18 protein-coding genes are annotated in these 16,578 nt (G+C 38.4%); all 18 read left to right on the top strand.

Going from position 1 to position 16,578, the window contains the following annotated elements; genetic code table 11:
* Positions 1 to 37 precede the first annotated feature (37 nt).
* The 18 genes from Q7O55_RS02495 (at position 38) to Q7O55_RS02410 (ending at position 16,576) form a co-directional block, all read left to right on the top strand.
* Positions 38 to 484, top strand: a complete 447-nt coding sequence (locus Q7O55_RS02495; protein WP_303928048.1) for a competence type IV pilus major pilin ComGC — start codon at positions 38 to 40, stop codon at positions 482 to 484.
* A 53-nt stretch (positions 485 to 537) separates the two neighbouring features.
* The gene (locus Q7O55_RS02490; protein ID WP_369691701.1) at positions 538 to 1,080 is read left to right on the top strand and encodes a prepilin peptidase; all 543 of its coding nucleotides are present in this window, start codon (positions 538 to 540) and stop codon (positions 1,078 to 1,080) included.
* On the top strand, positions 1,059 to 1,520 hold the full coding sequence (locus tag Q7O55_RS02485) for a hypothetical protein (RefSeq protein ID WP_303928044.1): 462 nt from the start codon (positions 1,059 to 1,061) through the stop codon (positions 1,518 to 1,520). Before Q7O55_RS02490 ends, Q7O55_RS02485 begins: the two co-directional genes overlap by 22 nt.
* A gap of 79 nt (positions 1,521 to 1,599) precedes the next feature.
* The gene (locus Q7O55_RS02480) at positions 1,600 to 1,884 is read left to right on the top strand and encodes a hypothetical protein (RefSeq protein ID WP_303928043.1); all 285 of its coding nucleotides are present in this window, start codon (positions 1,600 to 1,602) and stop codon (positions 1,882 to 1,884) included.
* Complete coding sequence (locus Q7O55_RS02475; RefSeq protein WP_303928042.1) at positions 1,881 to 2,555, top strand: hypothetical protein; 675 nt, start codon at positions 1,881 to 1,883, stop codon at positions 2,553 to 2,555. Before Q7O55_RS02480 ends, Q7O55_RS02475 begins: the two co-directional genes overlap by 4 nt.
* Positions 2,536 to 2,943: a hypothetical protein gene (locus Q7O55_RS02470; RefSeq protein WP_303928041.1), complete on the top strand. Its 408-nt coding sequence runs from the start codon at positions 2,536 to 2,538 to the stop codon at positions 2,941 to 2,943. Before Q7O55_RS02475 ends, Q7O55_RS02470 begins: the two co-directional genes overlap by 20 nt.
* Before the next feature lie 9 nt (positions 2,944 to 2,952).
* The gene (locus tag Q7O55_RS02465) at positions 2,953 to 3,807 is read left to right on the top strand and encodes a hypothetical protein (protein WP_303928040.1); all 855 of its coding nucleotides are present in this window, start codon (positions 2,953 to 2,955) and stop codon (positions 3,805 to 3,807) included.
* Positions 3,791 to 4,387: a fimbrial assembly protein gene (locus tag Q7O55_RS02460; RefSeq protein ID WP_303928039.1), complete on the top strand. Its 597-nt coding sequence runs from the start codon at positions 3,791 to 3,793 to the stop codon at positions 4,385 to 4,387. Before Q7O55_RS02465 ends, Q7O55_RS02460 begins: the two co-directional genes overlap by 17 nt.
* Positions 4,388 to 4,466: 79 nt before the next feature.
* Positions 4,467 to 4,784 carry a hypothetical protein gene (locus Q7O55_RS02455; RefSeq protein WP_303928037.1) on the top strand — a complete coding sequence of 106 codons (318 nt, stop codon included), beginning with the start codon at positions 4,467 to 4,469 and terminating at the stop codon, positions 4,782 to 4,784.
* Positions 4,785 to 4,903: 119 nt separating this feature from the next.
* The gene (locus Q7O55_RS02450; RefSeq protein WP_303928035.1) at positions 4,904 to 5,617 is read left to right on the top strand and encodes a shikimate kinase; all 714 of its coding nucleotides are present in this window, start codon (positions 4,904 to 4,906) and stop codon (positions 5,615 to 5,617) included.
* A 99-nt stretch (positions 5,618 to 5,716) separates the two neighbouring features.
* The gene (locus Q7O55_RS02445; protein ID WP_303928068.1) at positions 5,717 to 6,631 is read left to right on the top strand and encodes an ATP-dependent 6-phosphofructokinase; all 915 of its coding nucleotides are present in this window, start codon (positions 5,717 to 5,719) and stop codon (positions 6,629 to 6,631) included.
* A gap of 159 nt (positions 6,632 to 6,790) precedes the next feature.
* Complete coding sequence (locus Q7O55_RS02440; RefSeq protein ID WP_303928033.1) at positions 6,791 to 7,873, top strand: efflux RND transporter periplasmic adaptor subunit; 1,083 nt, start codon at positions 6,791 to 6,793, stop codon at positions 7,871 to 7,873.
* A gap of 12 nt (positions 7,874 to 7,885) precedes the next feature.
* A complete protein-coding gene (locus tag Q7O55_RS02435) occupies positions 7,886 to 8,608 on the top strand; it encodes an ABC transporter ATP-binding protein (protein ID WP_303928031.1) in 723 nt (240 codons plus the stop codon).
* Complete coding sequence (locus Q7O55_RS02430; RefSeq protein ID WP_303928030.1) at positions 8,601 to 9,812, top strand: ABC transporter permease; 1,212 nt, start codon at positions 8,601 to 8,603, stop codon at positions 9,810 to 9,812. Before Q7O55_RS02435 ends, Q7O55_RS02430 begins: the two co-directional genes overlap by 8 nt.
* A gap of 274 nt (positions 9,813 to 10,086) precedes the next feature.
* The gene (locus Q7O55_RS02425; RefSeq protein WP_303928028.1) at positions 10,087 to 10,551 is read left to right on the top strand and encodes a PaaI family thioesterase; all 465 of its coding nucleotides are present in this window, start codon (positions 10,087 to 10,089) and stop codon (positions 10,549 to 10,551) included.
* A 36-nt stretch (positions 10,552 to 10,587) separates the two neighbouring features.
* Entirely contained in the window at positions 10,588 to 11,610 is a 1,023-nt protein-coding gene (pheS, locus tag Q7O55_RS02420) for a phenylalanine--tRNA ligase subunit alpha (RefSeq protein ID WP_303928026.1), read from the top strand.
* 9 nt (positions 11,611 to 11,619) lie between these two features.
* Positions 11,620 to 14,064: a phenylalanine--tRNA ligase subunit beta gene (pheT, locus tag Q7O55_RS02415; RefSeq protein ID WP_303928024.1), complete on the top strand. Its 2,445-nt coding sequence runs from the start codon at positions 11,620 to 11,622 to the stop codon at positions 14,062 to 14,064.
* Between the two features lie 88 nt (positions 14,065 to 14,152).
* Positions 14,153 to 16,576 carry a DUF3656 domain-containing protein gene (locus Q7O55_RS02410; protein ID WP_303928021.1) on the top strand — a complete coding sequence of 808 codons (2,424 nt, stop codon included), beginning with the start codon at positions 14,153 to 14,155 and terminating at the stop codon, positions 16,574 to 16,576.
* Positions 16,577 to 16,578: the final 2 nt, after the last annotated feature.

The following is a 16,578-nucleotide window of genomic DNA, read 5'->3' as shown; positions in this document are numbered from 1 at the left end:
ACAATGTTACTACTTAACTATTAAAAAGGAGGATATTATGAATTCTGTTATGCATATGATTCATGAAGCGAATTATCGATTAGAAATGTGCGGTCAATGGATCGTAGATCGATTACATATTTCTCGTGTTCGAGAAGGGTTTAAAAAGTCGAGAAAAGGCGGATTTACTCTCGTTGAATTAATGGTTGTAGTGGCGGTTATCGCTATACTAGCAGCTATTGCAATGCCACAATTCTTATCTGCTGCGGATAAGGCTCGAAACGCTAAGGAAACAGCAGATATACAAATAATTAAGAATGCTACTCAGTTGTATATGATTGACAAGAATGTTGACACACCTCCAACAGTAGAAAATTTATATAAGGAAGGATATCTTACTGAACATGTTAAGACTGCAAAAGGGAAGGAATATACTATTACTTATGAAGTTGTCAGCGGTGGGACCTCAAAGTCTGTTGTTGTTAAAGCACCTAATGAGCCTTAATTAACTTGTATAGGTTATGAATTACATACGTTAGTTATATGAAAGGACAAGGTATGAAAGGGACCAATTATGTAATAGGCCTTTTTGTATATATAGCATCTATAGTTCTGCCTATTATAGTTTCATCAAAAGCAATATCTTATACTCACATTGCTTTGTATGCTGTGTTTTCACTCATCATCATAGCAGGTGCTACCATCGATATGCATTACTATATATTGCCCAATGAAGGAGCGCTAGCTCTTGTAATAGGAGGGATTATGTATAGCTATATAAATGATAAATCTATGTTAGTAACCGTGTTAAGTGTTATGAGCGTAGGGGCTATTACATATGGACTTCGTTTGATCAGCCATAAAGGTTTTGGCATAGGAGATATTAAATGGTTTTCTGCTATTGCAATGTGGCTCTCGCCATGGGAAATTATATGTTTCTTTTACGTAGCATTTTGTGTTGGTTCTCTCTATCTCTTACTAACAGGTTATCGTAATCGATATATCCCATTTGGTCCCTTTTTATGCTTTGGTGGATGGTGTGCCTTACATGGGGGTTCCTATATGGAGGTGCTTTACCAATGGTTAAGGTACAACTTATAAATCGTCAAAGTGGATCTTTACTGGCGGAATGGATTATTACGCTTGGTTTAATTTTACTGCTCATCTCTATTGCTTTACCTATCGTAATAACACCTAGTCGTTATACCTTAAATGGTACTACGCAAGAGGTGGTGTATATTCTCAAGAAAGTTCAACTTTGGTCTATGCTAGGGCATAAATCTAATGGTAAAGGGAGAATGCTTTTTATATTAAATAAGGACAGTTACACCTTAGAGGAAGATGCCAATCATCATACGGTAAACATATCATTGCCGTCAAATATTGAGAGCACGCGGTCTATGACCATTATTTCTTTTTCAGCTTTAGGCTTACCTTATGATGGGACCGAAATTATTTTGAAAGATCGTGAAAGTGGTGAGAAAAATCGCATATGGATATCTGTACAAACGGGGCGTATTAGGTGGGAAGAAGTGCACTGAAGGATTTATGTATGGTGATGCCTTAATATCAGCTGCTATAATCATGCTCATTTTACCTATTGTATTATCTATATTTTGGATGGCTACTCTTACGGTATATAAGGCGTATTATTGGGATCATATATTGCAAGATACCATAACGTATTTAGAAAAGGCTAAAGCTTCTTACTATAAAACTGGAACAATAGAAGCAGGTGTATATAACTCTCAATTCACTATGAGTCCTAGTGAAAAAATTACTTATAAAACACATATAAAGCCTGTAGTGATAGAAGGTGTATCTTTACAACGATTAACAGTAGATGCCATCGATAATCAATCTGTTGTCTACTCTCTATCAGTTGATTTGGAGGGGATACATTGAACGGCGAGGATATAGAAAAGGTAATTGGAAAGGATAAAGAATACAAGCAGAATCCTATAACAGATAGAAATATAAATAAGAATAAAAATATGAATAAGAATAAGAATAAAAATAATATGGGATTTATTTTGTATTCTACGCTCATTAGTATGACGATTTCTGTCATAGTTCTTACCATATTGTTAGGTATCGTATTCTATGCAGTTATGTGGGATGCTAAATTACTGGATAGTGTAGCTATGATGGAGGATGGTCGATATACACGGCGTATGGTTGTGGCTCAAATGATATGGAATCCTGTGAAGGTTACTGTAGAAGATCATAATAAAAGTTTATATATTCACGATACAAAACGTACAACTTTAACTGTACAACGTCATGCACTATACAGAAAATTAACAGATGGTAGCTTGCAGCCTGTCAGTGGCAGTCGAATTGTAGGAACTACAGATAAACGAAATGTGGGCTATACTCAGGAATATCCTTTTAGTGTAGATACTAATGGGACCGTGTATTTGCGCTGGTATATTAACAATCGTTTTGTTAATGATAGGAAATATACAAGTGGTTATGGAGGACTAACCATATATGAGGTCTCTATTGGACAGAGTGCTATTTATGATTGGTATAAAAGTAAAGAGGAGACAAGTCATGAACATAGGAACCCATGACGCGGGCTTTATTACATATATAGCGATACTTACGATGTCCTTTTTATTACTATTAGCTTTTATGGGGCTTCGTATAGGACAAATATGTGAAAGTAATGTGGTAGATGAATTGCATTTGGAAGAAGCTCATTACGCGGCACAAAGAGGTGCTCATTGGTTTGTTGGCTATTGTAAATTAGGAAATGTATGGGACTTTCAAAATAAACTAGTTGTAATAGATGATGAAAATGTAGAGATTACTATTGAAGCGGACAGCTCAACAGATAATCCGCGTCATATTATGAGTTATGGAAAACTGAAGAATAGTGAAATCGTGAGTCGTGTACATATGTATGTGACTGTAGATAAAGAAAAACATATGCATGTTATAAAGGTAAAACCTTATTGAGGTGATTCTATGAAACGAAAAAAGAAAATACATTCTGGAGTATGTATAACTGATGAACATATTGTATGTGTTACCGCTCATATAGAAAATAAAACAATGGTCATTACCGATGCGTTGGAGATGAAGCGTACGGGACCTATTGATGAAGACGTTACAAAATTTATTGAAACTTATGATTTAGACGAAGGTGCTTATAGTATTGTAGCTAATATCGATACACAAATGCATGTGGCACCCTATGATCCTCACGATTTTGATATGAAGGAATTCATAAAGTGGAATGTAGAGGACTACTTTAACTTTGATGGGGATAGTTTCCAAATGGATGCCTGTCGTCGAGAATATCCACGCCATAATTATCATATGTTTATGGTAGCTGTAGATCGACATTCTCTAGAACTTTTGAAACAAGGTATACGAGATACTTATGCACCCGTTGATGTTATTGATTTTTGGCCTATTCCTATTTGTTACTGTTTGATGCGGCGTAGTGGTACTGTAACAGGAGTTGTGGAAGAAGGAGCCATGCATTTATGGCTTTGGTGGAATGATATATGCATTCAAGAGTGTATTGTACCTATTACTGGTAGCGATGTAGCTGAAGCTATGGATAAGTTAGAAGTGAGATTACAAGACTTTGGTGTAGATGAGATACAGGGAATTCGGATGTATGGGTTAGAATCTATAACAAATGAAGAGCGGACAGATATGGAAAGTATTATTTCCATGTATGGGGAAACTGAATATATTCCATTATTATTCTTAGGTCGTGGTCGTAATCGTTGCAAGCAAGGACAATTAGATTGGGACATGGCTATTGGTATGGCAGCAAGGGGGCTTAAATGGATTGGATTGGGCTGGTAAGGATAGATGTATTAATTTAATGCCTCGCTCGTTACGATGGCATGGTTTATGGCACACCTATCGATACTTTCTTTACGGAATAAGTTTTATATACGTTATAGTGGGATTTGTTACCTTATATAGTTGCTGGTCAAGCTATCGTAGCTATGAAAATCAGAAGACAGGCTTTGTACAATTGCAAGCAAATACTCAGTATCAAGAAATACATCAACAATACGGTGAATTAATGGAAATAAGAAATAAAATAATAAAGAATAAACTCCCTAAAAATCAGTTTGATATATTACCTAATACTCTGGTGGTATATATTCTTGATGCCGCAATGGCAGAACATATTAGTTTACAACATCTTAGTGTTAAGGAGGGGCGTATCAGTATGGATGGTATAGGTACAAGTGATGAAGTATGTCGCAAATTTATTGCTATTCTCCAACAAAAATTAGTAGGGATGGAGTGTCATGGAACAGTTAAAGCAGATAAAGGTGTTTATACATTCCATATGGACGGATCTAAAAGAGAGCACAACCTATCAGGTCGAGAAAATACTATTGGTTCTAGTATTGTGGGGGATGCTCATTAGCCTTTCTATATATGGGCATATCTATTTTGATGAAAAAAATAATAACATAAAAAATCAACAAGATAATTATCTTATACAAATGAATGCTGAGTCGGATTATATAGTGTCTAATGAAGCAAAACTATTAGCATCTTTTACACAGAATAAGACCTCTAATACAAGTTCTTATACAAGTATTTTTGATTCCTTGCAAGGAGCGCCATTAATGATTGTCAGTACTGATGAGCATGAAGGTATACTAGAATTAACGCTATTAGGTAGTACAGAGCGTATGATTAACTGGATTAATACTGTTGAACAAAAGGACCCTTCATGCCGTATAGAAATAGAAGATATAGAACGTAAAGGTAATGTGGTTTATGTGCACTGTGCAGTCAAATCAACTGTAAAGCCTTAATTAGAATCAGGTGTATTATATAGCGACAGATTATAGAGTTTATGTCTATAGTCTGTCTTTGTTTTTGTGCCATTTTATAGTACAATGAAGAATATGTAATAATAAGGGGCACATGATACATGATAATAAAACGCAATATTATGCTTATCGGTTCTATGGGAAGTGGTAAAAGTCACTTTGGTAGGAACCTTGCGGAACGCAAGGGGTGGCAATTTGTAGATACCGATCGCGTATTAGAAAGTCGTTTTGGGTTGCCCATTGCTGAAATATTTAAAAAGATAGGAGAAAAAGCATTCCGCCGTGCTGAAATGGATGTACTAAAAAAGGTTTGCTTATATCATGAAGCAGTGATTTCTGTAGGTGGTAATTTTCCTATTGAACATCGCACCTTAAAGGTATTAAAAAAATATTCTTATATCATTGGCATCCGAGCTGCACAATTCCGTATTGTGAGTCGTGTGAATCGCCGCGTTGGGAAAAGACCAACTATGGACTATAATAATGTAAATGCCTTTGTACATGCTATGATACAATCGTGGAAACCCGTGTATAAGCAGTGCGATTTTGTACTAGACACAACAAATGGTCGGACCTATGATTTCATACATCGTATCGAGGACGAATTAGAGGCCTCAGATGTGCAATTTAAAGCAAGACGTCAACCCAATGATACAAACGATGTGGATGCTAAAGTAGCATCTAGGGAAACACAATTTAATAATCATCAAAGTAGAATAAAAGAAGTTACTGAAGTAGTATCAGATAAAGCAATATCTAATAAAGTCCGGTATGATAAACGTCATAAAAAAAGACTTCTAGTCAAACGGATATAGAACGTAAGGCAGATAGTATATCCAAACAACGTAAACCACAAGGGGGTAATGGATATGAGAAGAATCGCAATACTAACAAGCGGCGGAGACGCACCTGGAATGAACGCCGCCATAAGAGCGCTAACTAGAAAAGCTATATATGAAGGCTTTGAAGTGTTTGGTATTGAGCGTGGCTATTTAGGTATTCTTGAGGAAAAGATATTTTCCTTATCGAATCGAGATGTTGGTGGCATCATAACACAAGGTGGCACGATGCTGAAAACGGCTCGTTTTCCAGAGTTTCAAAATGAAGAAATTCAACGCAAAGCTTATGATATTTTGAAAGCTCATGACATTGACCATCTGGTCATTATTGGTGGGGATGGTTCCATGCGTGGCGCTACAAGTTTATCTAAATTTGGCATGTCCACCATGACTATTCCATGTACTATAGATAATGACATGGGTGGCACGCAATATACGATAGGATATGATACGGCTCTTAATACGGTAGTTGATGCAGTTGGTCGTATCCGTGATACATCAAACTCCCATGAACGTGTAGCTATTGTAGAAGTCATGGGACGAAAAGCTGGACATATTGCATTAAAGGCAGGCCTAGCTTGTGGGGCAGAAATAGTTTTGGTTCCTGAAAATCCAATGCCTTTACATGCGGTGTGTCGTCATTTAAAGGAAACACAAATTCGGGGTAAAGAATATAGTGTCATCCTTGTTGCAGAAGGTGCCTATAACAGCGGTGAGGTGAAAGCTTTCATCAAGGAGCATACGGAATTTGATCCTAGCCTAACCGTGTTAGGATACTTACAACGTGGTGGAGGTCCATCGGCATTTGATGCTATTTTAGCGGCTCGTATGAGTGAAGCCTGTCTTAATCTATTAATGAGTGGTGTCGATAACCGATTAGTAGGTTATATAGATGGTCATATCCGCGCTCTATCTTATGAAGAGGCAGAACGTCTTGAATTTCCAATTGATGAAAAGGATTATAGACTATTATCAATATTGAGTAGTTAATGGCCCGTAAGGGCCATTTTTTATATATCATAATTTATTTATTAATGAAATTATATTGCGTAAAAGCAATTGGTGCTGTATAATTTAAAAATACTATATGTGTTGATATAGAATAATTGTCTTTTTAATATATCTTCATCTAAAAAAAAGGAGATCATAATGAAAGAGTTCTTACAAAAGCATCGTAAACGTATAGTAACAGGTGCTGTTGTTCTTTGTGTTCTTGGTGGCGGTACATATTACTACATGGATAGTCTAAATGCAAATCGAGCACAAACGTTATACACTACTGGCAAGGTTGAAAAGGGTGATGTAAAAACTAGTATCAGTGCTACAGGTACTATTAACCCTGTAAATTATGTAGATGTTTCTACAAATGTTGCTGGTAAACTTGAAAAAGTTTTAGTTAAAGAGAATGATCAAGTTACGGCCGGTCAAGTTATTGCTTATATTGATACACGTCAATTACAAGCATCTGTTGATGACGCTCGTGCAGCGTTGGCCAAAGCAGAACTTGATATGAATCGTTATAAATCTTTGGCGGCTCAAGATGCTATTGCACAACAAACATATGATGATTCTATAACAGCTTATGAACGTGCTAAATCTACCTATGAACGTGCTGCAGCGGATTTAAGTGATGCTACCATTACAGCTCCAATGTCTGGTACTGTTGTAGGTACACCACTAAAAGCAGGTCAAACTATTAGTACTGGTATCTCCACACAAATGATTATTGCTACCATTGCAGATTTAAAAAATTTAGAGATTTATCTTACTGTAGATGAAACAGATATTGGCAATATCAAACAAGGGGCTAAAGTAGAGTTTACTGTAGACTCTAAGCCAGGTGAAACCTTCACAGGTTATGTATCTGAAATTGCAAAAGGTACAAAAGGTAATATGGGCACTACAAGTAGTAGTGTTGTGTACTATACTGTTAAGGTTCAAATTCCTGAAAATATTGCAGGTAATTTTTTACCAACTATGACGGCTCGTGCCACAATCTTTGGTGAAGATATTAAAAATACATTAGTTGTACCTCTTACTGCCGTTCGTACGGATAAACAAGGCGAGTATGTATATGTTATAAAAGATGGTCAACCAGTACGAACCGCTGTCTCTACAGGTGTAACTGGGGATACTAATGTTCAAATCTTAAAAGGTTTATCTGAAGGTGATGAAATTATCGTAAGCGGTGATATAAATGCACCAAAAAATAATGTAGCTGGACCATTCTAAGGGTAGGTGCTTATGAACCAAACAGTAATTGATATACAAGGAATTACAAAAACCTATGTGAATGGCAAATTATCAGTACCTGTTCTACATGGCATTGATTTAGTTGTCAATAAGGGTGAATTTGTATCCATTATGGGACCATCTGGCTCAGGTAAATCAACCTTTATGAATATTCTCGGATGTTTGGACCGACCTACAACTGGTTCTTATCGACTCAATGGAGACGAGGTTGCTACCTTATCTGATGATGAGCTTGCGTATGTGCGTAATAAACAGATCGGTTTTGTATTTCAAAGCTTTAATTTGTTGACAAAATTAACAGCCCTAGAAAATGTAGCGCTTCCTATGATTTATGCAGGTGTAAATAAAAATATGCGCATTGAACGAGCTTCTCAATTATTACAGTCTGTCGGATTAGGCGAGCGTATGGATCACTTGCCATCCGAGTTGTCTGGGGGGCAACGACAACGTGTAGCGATTGCTCGTGCATTGGCGAATAATCCTGCTATTATTATGGCTGATGAACCGACAGGGAATCTCGACTCTAAGTCAACAATTGATGTTATGAATATATTTAGAGGCCTTCACGATGAAGGACGTACAATTCTTCTAGTTACACATGAACCTGATATTGCTACGTATGCGAGTCGTAATGTAGTCTTGAAAGATGGGATAATCGTAGAGGATTCGTTCAATTCTAATATGACTCCTATAAAGGAGGTGCCTAATGTATAAAGAAAGTTTTCTAATGGCATGGGCTTCCTTGGTTGCAAATAAATTACGCTCACTTTTGACCATGCTAGGTATCATTATTGGTGTAGCTGCAGTTATTACATTGGTATCTATCGGTAATGGGGTGAAGCAAGATATTGAGGCTTCTATTTCTAACTTAGGCTCTAACTTGTTGGTAGTTATGCCAGGAGCACCGCGGACGCCAGGTGTTAGACCTTCGCAAGGGTCCATGAAATCGTTGAAAATATCTGACTATGAAGCTATTGCCAAGTTAGAAGGTGTAAAAGCTGCCAGTCCTATGACGAATGGCTCTTATGTGGTGATTTATCAAAATAAAAACTGGACTACATCTGTTGAGGGGGTTAATGCTAACTTTCAGGACGTAAATAATTGGACTATGACATCTGGTCGATTTTTCTCTGATAAAAATGTACAGAATCGTGAACGCGTAGCGGTTGTGGGGCAAACAGTAGTAAAAAATTTGTTTGCCGATGAAGATCCTGTAGGCAAGGAAATTCGAGTTAAGAATATACCGTTCCGTGTCATCGGTGTTCTCAAAAGTAAAGGGAACGGAACTATGGGTAATGACCAAGATGATACGGTCTTAATTCCATATACTACATCGATGGAGCGTGTAGAGGGCATTGACTATCTTCGCATGGTGTATGTTGTGGCTAAGGATAATGAAGGTATTGATCGTTTGCAGGCGGATATAGAAAATCTATTACGTGTTCGCCATAGTATCAAAGATCCTAATTTGGATGATTTTAATATTCAAAATATGAAATCCATCCTGGAAACAGTGGCTCAAACTACGGGAACATTTACTTTGTTCTTAGGGGCTGTAGCGGCAATTTCTCTAGTTGTAGGCGGCATTGGTATTATGAATATCATGCTCGTATCTGTAACGGAACGAACTCGAGAAATTGGTGTTCGTAAAGCATTGGGTGCTACGTATAGCGTAATCGTTACACAGTTCCTCATAGAAGCCGTTGTAATAAGTTTGATGGGTGGCTTCATCGGTATTGCCTTCGGTATAGGTGCCTCGAAATTAATCGGAATGGCATCAGGTATGAGTACGGTTGTATCAATCCCAACAATCATAATGTCCTTTGGCTTCTCTATGGCTATTGGTTTGATTTTTGGTATTTACCCTGCTCGTAAAGCGGCTAAACTCAATCCAATCGATGCATTACATTACGAATAATAGAATAGAGTTGACCTATTCGCATATGGTGCGTTGCATGATACAATATGTATGATGTAACGCACCATTTTTATAATCTTTTATGATTACTGGTGAATTTGATATAAATAATTACAGGTTGTTACAGATAATTAGTGATAATACAGATAATCACAGTTATATTTACGAATATGACTAACCTATATATTTTTAACTTGTTTAAATAGTTAATGGATGTAATAGGGTTAATATAAAACGTGTATTTAAAGTGTTAGTATATGAATTGGAGAAGTAAATGGCTACGACATTGTTAGAATATTTCAATGAATTACGAGATCAGAATCCATTTTCTTGGGTGAAAGATTCTGAAGTTACCGCAGTAGATGCTGGTCATGCGGAGATGACACTGCAAACAAATGAAACAGAATATTGCAACTTTAGAGGTCACTTACATGGCGCTGTATGTATTGGTTTTGCTGATAGTGTAATGGGCTCTGCATGCTTTACATTAGGTAAGTCTGTGAGTACTATCGATATTAGTGGTAACTATGTAAAGTCCGTTAAAGGTGGTACTTTATTACGCGGTGTAGCCAATGTAGAGCATAACGGCAAAACGACTATGGTCGCTACTGCACGCATTTATAATGAATTAGGTGAGCTCGTTCACTTGGCAAGAGGCACTTTCTATGTATTAGAAGAGAAGCCATTACCTGATTTGCCATGGCGTTTTATTGAAGAAGACAACCCTGATTTGGTATAATATAGTTTAGACTTTTAACTATAGGAGGATGCTTGAATGGAACAAGAATTACAACGTATTAAGGCAGAAGCCCTTGATGCCATTAAAGGCGCTGCTGATCAACAAGCGTTGCAAGATATACGTGTTAAATATTTAGGTAAAAAAGGTGAGGTAACGGCATTACTAAAAGGTCTTGGTAAATTATCTCCTGAAGAACGCCCTAAAGCGGGCGCGCTAGTTAATGCAGTTCGTGAAGCGTTAGAGGCTGAAATTGATGCAGTGAAAACTCGTATGGATATAGAAGAGTTGAATGCTCGTTTAGAACAAGAGCGTATCGATATTACATTGCCTGGTCGTGTACCAAAAAATGGCCATATTCATCCATTAACGAAGGTTAATGAAATGATTGAAGACTTCTTTATGAAAATGGGATATACCGTTGAAGAGGGGCCGGAGATTGAGCAAGATTACTATAACTTTGAGTGCTTAAATTTACCTAAAGATCATCCAGCACGTGATATGCAAGATTCCTTCTATATTACAGAAAATTTCTTGTTACGTACTCATACATCTCCAGTACAAGCTCGTACAATGCAAGGTCATGAGCCAAACAGCCCAATCCGTATGATTGCGCCTGGTAAGGTTTATCGTTGGGATTATGATGCGACTCATTCCCCTGTATTCCATCAAGTGGAAGGTCTCATTATTGATGAGCATATTACTTTTGCTGACTTGAAAGGCACATTGGAGTCCTTCTTGCGTCACATGTATGGTGATGAAACAAAGGTACGTTTCCGTACAAGCTTCTTCCCATTCACAGAACCATCTGCAGAGGTAGATATCTCTTGCGTAATGTGCGGTGGTGATGGCTGTCGTGTATGTTCCCATACCGGTTGGTTAGAAATCTTAGGTTGCGGCATGGTTCATCCTGACGTATTGCGTATTAATGGGTACGATCCTGAAAAGGTTAAAGGTTTTGCCTTTGGCATGGGCGTAGAGCGTATTGCTATGCTTTTATATGGCATTAACGATTTACGTCTGTTCTTTGAAGATGATGTACGATTCTTGGAACAATTTTAGGAGGAACTCATGAAAGCAAGCTTACAGTGGATGAACGAATACGTGCCTGTGGATATGAAGCGTCCTGCACAAGAATTGGCCGATGAATTAACACAAGCTGGTATTCCTGTAGAAGATGTCATTGTTATGGATAATGGCATTAAGAAAATTTATACTGGTAAAATCGTGGAAATTACGAAGCATCCAGATGCAGATAAATTACAAGTATGCCAAGTAGAATGTCTTACTGAAGAAGGTGAGCCTGTTACAAAACAAATCGTAACAGCCGCTACTAATGTGGCAGTAGGTCAAATTGTGCCTGTAGCGTACCATAAATCTCGCTTAGCAGATGGCACAGAAATCAGAAAAGGTAAATTGCGTGGTGTTGTTTCTGAAGGTATGTTCTGCTCCGTTGCAGAATTTGGTATCTCTAGTGACCTAGTGTTACCAGAGGAAGCACAAGGCATTTACATTTTCCCTGAAAATACACCAATTGGTCTTGATGTAAAAGACGTATTGGGTATGAATGATACGGTATATGAGTTTGAACTCACTGCTAACCGAGCAGATTGTTTTTCTATGGTTGGCTTATCCCGTGAATTTGGAGTGATGACAAATCAAAAAGCTTTATTCCCAGTTATCATGGTAAACGAAAATGGTGAGTCCATAGAAGGCAAAGCTTCTGTATCTATCGAGGCAGATGATCTTTGTACTCGTTTTACGGCTCGCATAGTGTCTGATGTAAAGGTTGAGCCATCCCCATTGTGGATGCAAAATCGCTTGCGCAATAGTGGAATTCGTCCTATTAATAATGTAGTAGACGTTACAAACTACGTTATGTTAGAACTAGGCCAACCTATGCATGCATATGATTATGATCATGTAAAAGGTCATCAATTAGTGGCAAGACGCGCTAAAAATGGCGAAGTACTTGTAACGCTTGATGGTTCTGAACGAGAATTAAATGATTCCATGCTTATCATTGCCGACGCTGAACGTCCAGTAGGTGTGGCGGGTATCATGGGTGGCTTTGACAGCGAAGTAACAAAGGAAACGACTACAGTTATGTTCGAAGCTGCTGTATTTAATGGTCCATCTATTCGCCGTACTGCAAGAGCTCTTGGCATGCGTTCTGAAGCGTCTGGTCGTTTTGAACGTGGCGTAAACCATAAATATACTGCCTATGCTATCGACAGAGCAGCTCAATTATTACAACAAATCTGCCCTACTTGTAAAGTTGATGTAGGTGTTATTGATGTATATGAAAATCCTGTAGAGCAACATTCCGTTACTTTCACAACAGAACAAATTAACGATTACTTGGGTACTAATATTGAAAAAGACGAAATGGTTCACATTTTGACAGCCCTTGAATTCGTTGTAACAGAAGAAGGTAATCAATTGTCCGCCCTCGTTCCAACATGGCGCGGTGACGTAACAGTGATGCCTGATATCGCTGAAGAGGTAGCTCGAATTTATAACTACGATAATATCGCTCCTACAATTCCTGTAGCCGTATTATCCTCTGGTGGTATGACTCCTAAAAAAGCTCTTACTAAACTGGTAACACATGCGTTGGCTAAATTGGGTATGACTGAAATCATTACATTTAGCTTCATGCACAAAGATGGTCTTACCAATATGATGCTTCATGAAGGGGATAGCCGTTATACTGCGATTCCAATCTTGAACCCAATTTCTGAAGAATTCCCTTACATGCGTACTACATTGGTACCAGCTGTTATCGATGCAGCGAAACGCAATATAGCACAACAAAATAAGGATCTCTGGTTATTTGAAATGGCTAATATATATGAACCAAAAGCATTACCACTAACTGAGGTGCCCCATGAACGCCCTATGGCTTGTGGCATTTTGATAGGTAAGGTGAACCAAGCTGGTTGGAATCAAGCCGAACGCACTACGGACTTCTATGATGTTAAAGGTATTGTAGATGATTTATTGGCTGAACTTGGTGTTACAGGCTACGAAATCAATCGTGGTACTGAGCCATACTTCCATCCAGGTGTAAGTGCTAAATACGTAGTAGATGGCAAAATGATTGTTCAATACGGTGAATTACATCCACAAGTAAGCAAAAACTTTGACTTGTCTGGTAAAGTATATATGTTTGAAATCGATTTGGAAGCCGTGTTATCCTTAACGATTCCTGCATTCCGCTATACACCTTTCAGTAAATTCCCAGGCACTAGTCGTGACCTTGCTATCGTAGCACCTGTGTCCGTTGCTAGTGGTGAGATTTTATCTATTATTAAAAAACATGGTGGCGAATATTTAGAAAATGCATCTATCTTCGATGTTTACGAAGGTGAACATATCGAAGCAGGTTATCGCAGTCTTGCGTACAACTTGCAATTCCGCTCTATGGAAGGCACGTTGAATGATGAAGATATTGACGGTAATATTCAAGCTATTATCGATGCATTAGCAGAAATTAACTGCAGATTACGTTAATCTCAAGCAGTATATTGAAAGGGTTTACCGTATGGTAAACCCTTTTAGTACTATAGTTATACCTTTAGTTAGGTAGAAAGGATTGTCCATGGAATTATTGGCTCCTGCCGGTACGATGGAAAATTTCATAGCTGCCTTAGAATCTGGAGCGGATGCGATTTATCTCGGTGGTAAAGGCTTTAATGCTCGTGCTCATGCAGCAAACTTTGGCATTGAAGAATTGGCCGAGGCTATTCGATTGGCGCATATTTTAGATGTGTCCGTATATGTAACAGTAAACATTCTAATAGGCGATTCTGAATTAATAGCTCTCGAGTCGTATTTAAAAGACTTAGAACGCATCGGTGTTGATGCTATCATCGTTCAAGATTTAGCAGTGGCTAAGTTGGCGCAGCGAGTGGCTCCTAAATTACACTTACATGGTAGTACACAAATGACTGCAGCTACGCTCGATGCGGTTCGTTTTTATGAAAGTCTCGGTTTTACACGTGTCGTTTTAGCTCGTGAATTGAGCCTAGCTGAAATTGAACATATTTGCAAGAACTGTACAGCTGAAATCGAAGTCTTTGTTCATGGTGCCTTATGCGTATGCTATTCTGGACAATGCTTAATGAGTTCCTTTATCGGTGGTCGCAGTGGTAACCGTGGTACTTGTGCACAGCCTTGTCGCTTGCCTTATGAATTACTAGATTCCTCGGGTACTAGCTTATTACCTAAACACGAAGCTTATTTATTGAGTCCTAAAGATCTTAACTATAGTGAACATATGAATGAGCTAGTAGCAGCCGGTGTAAAGTCCTTCAAGGTGGAAGGGCGTATGAAGAAGGTATCCTATGTGCGCCAAGTTATTGGTACTTACCGCTATATCTTAGATACGGCTCATATTGATTCTGCTGACGCTAAGGCATTGGCTGCTGGCTTTAACCGCGGCTTCTCTACAGATTACTTAACAGATCATGTAGGGAAATCCATGATGACCGTGGTGGCCCCAAATAATCAGGGGAAACCAATTGGCAAGGCAGAGGTTAAAAAAGGACAAGTTCATTTATACTTAACAGAACTTATTGAAAAAGGGTCACTTTTAAAGGTTATGCAAGCCTCTGGTAGCATTACTTACTATCAGATCGATCAAAACTGGTCTGCCCTTGATGATAAACATTTTGTAGGGAAACCAGATGAAGGCTTTGCGGCGGGACAAGTATTCCTTGCATCACCGCCTAAAACTCAAAAGCAGAGAGGTCTACAAGATTTTAGTGCTAAATTAGAGGTACATGGTTATCTATCTATTAATACTGAGCGTAAAACATCTTGTACGGAACTTACCTTCGTATTAAATGATGGTCGTACTGTGACAGTATCTAATGAGTTTGAACCTGTTTATGCTAATAATAAACCAACTACATTAGAGAAGGTTACAGACCAAGTAGGTAGACTAGGCAATACATTATTTACTCTTGGCTCTATGACTATTCCTGATGGTCCATATATGTGGCCAGCTAGTGTGTTAAATGCATTGCGTCGCGATGCTGTAGAGGCATTAGAAAACTTGTTGATTACAGACCATGAAATAGCATGGGCTGAGCTAGCTGCAGAGCCTCAAGATATGTCTTCTATAGTAGCTAAGAGTAGTATTCAATATACTGCGCCTATCGTAAGTGCGCGCGTTGATGAATTAGAGGCTGTGAAAGCGGCTATCGAAGGGGGCGCTAAGAAGATTATCTTCGGTGGTGATCGATTACAACGTAAGCCTTATGAACTTAGCATCTATGAGCAGGTAGCTAAGCTTTGTAAAGACCATAATGTACTTTGTGTATTTGCAACGCCTCGGGTTGTGAAAGATGATGAAGTTGAGGCGTATATAAATACCCTTAAGGCCATAGTTGAGGCGAAACCAGACAGCATTTCTATTCACGTCCCACAAGCATTATTGTGGCTTCGTGACTTAGGGTATTCAGGTGCTATTGAAGCTGATACAGGTCTTAACATATTTAATGGCTCTGCCTTACAAGTATGGGAAGATTTACATATGAGTAGCGTAGCACCATCCTTAGAGTTAACATTGACACAGCTTGTAAGCTTACAAAAATCTACTCATTTGCCATTAGAGGTTATGGTTCATGGGTATACGGAAATGATGATTTCTGAATACTGTGCCATCGCTAGCTTTGTTGGGACTGGTAAAAAAGAAAACTGTCCAATGCCGTGCGTAACAGAAGATTACGCATTAAAGGACCGCAAAGGGGAAGTGTTCCCACTTCGCACTGATCCATATTGCCGCATGCACATCATGAACAGTCACGAAATGGATATGCGTGCCTACGTGACTGAGTTAAATCGTAAAGGTCTACATATTTTGCGCATCGATGGGCGTCATATGGATTCACATCGATTACGTGATATCGTAGCAGATTATGTATCCATTCAAAATGGAACAAAAGAGGCTCCGCCTAAGAGTGTAGGCAAAGATGCTACGCCTATTACAAGGGGTCACTATTTTAGAGGTATTTTATAAAA

It is taken from the genome of Veillonella parvula (assembly GCF_945949885.1).
Lineage (GTDB): Bacteria > Bacillota > Negativicutes > Veillonellales > Veillonellaceae > Veillonella > Veillonella parvula_B.
Note: the sequence above shows the minus strand (reverse complement) of the source record. Positions and strands in the feature narration are given on the sequence as shown.

Excerpts from the sequence above, each read along its gene's own strand:
- Q7O55_RS02495 (WP_303928048.1), top strand. The coding sequence starts at position 38 with ATGAATTCTGTTATGCATATGATTCATGAAGCGAATTATCGATTAGAA.
- Q7O55_RS02490 (WP_369691701.1), top strand. The coding sequence starts at position 538 with ATGAAAGGGACCAATTATGTAATAGGCCTTTTTGTATATATAGCATCT.
- Q7O55_RS02485 (WP_303928044.1), top strand. The coding sequence starts at position 1,059 with ATGGTTAAGGTACAACTTATAAATCGTCAAAGTGGATCTTTACTGGCG.
- Q7O55_RS02480 (WP_303928043.1), top strand. The coding sequence starts at position 1,600 with ATGGCTACTCTTACGGTATATAAGGCGTATTATTGGGATCATATATTG.
- Q7O55_RS02470 (WP_303928041.1), top strand. The coding sequence starts at position 2,536 with ATGAACATAGGAACCCATGACGCGGGCTTTATTACATATATAGCGATA.
- Q7O55_RS02465 (WP_303928040.1), top strand. The coding sequence starts at position 2,953 with ATGAAACGAAAAAAGAAAATACATTCTGGAGTATGTATAACTGATGAA.
- Q7O55_RS02455 (WP_303928037.1), top strand. The coding sequence starts at position 4,467 with ATGAATGCTGAGTCGGATTATATAGTGTCTAATGAAGCAAAACTATTA.
- Q7O55_RS02450 (WP_303928035.1), top strand. The coding sequence starts at position 4,904 with ATGATAATAAAACGCAATATTATGCTTATCGGTTCTATGGGAAGTGGT.
- Q7O55_RS02445 (WP_303928068.1), top strand. The coding sequence starts at position 5,717 with ATGAACGCCGCCATAAGAGCGCTAACTAGAAAAGCTATATATGAAGGC.
- Q7O55_RS02440 (WP_303928033.1), top strand. The coding sequence starts at position 6,791 with ATGAAAGAGTTCTTACAAAAGCATCGTAAACGTATAGTAACAGGTGCT.
- Q7O55_RS02435 (WP_303928031.1), top strand. The coding sequence starts at position 7,886 with ATGAACCAAACAGTAATTGATATACAAGGAATTACAAAAACCTATGTG.
- Q7O55_RS02430 (WP_303928030.1), top strand. The coding sequence starts at position 8,601 with ATGTATAAAGAAAGTTTTCTAATGGCATGGGCTTCCTTGGTTGCAAAT.
- Q7O55_RS02425 (WP_303928028.1), top strand. The coding sequence starts at position 10,087 with ATGGCTACGACATTGTTAGAATATTTCAATGAATTACGAGATCAGAAT.
- pheS (WP_303928026.1), top strand. The coding sequence starts at position 10,588 with ATGGAACAAGAATTACAACGTATTAAGGCAGAAGCCCTTGATGCCATT.
- pheT (WP_303928024.1), top strand. The coding sequence starts at position 11,620 with ATGAAAGCAAGCTTACAGTGGATGAACGAATACGTGCCTGTGGATATG.
- Q7O55_RS02410 (WP_303928021.1), top strand. The coding sequence starts at position 14,153 with ATGGAATTATTGGCTCCTGCCGGTACGATGGAAAATTTCATAGCTGCC.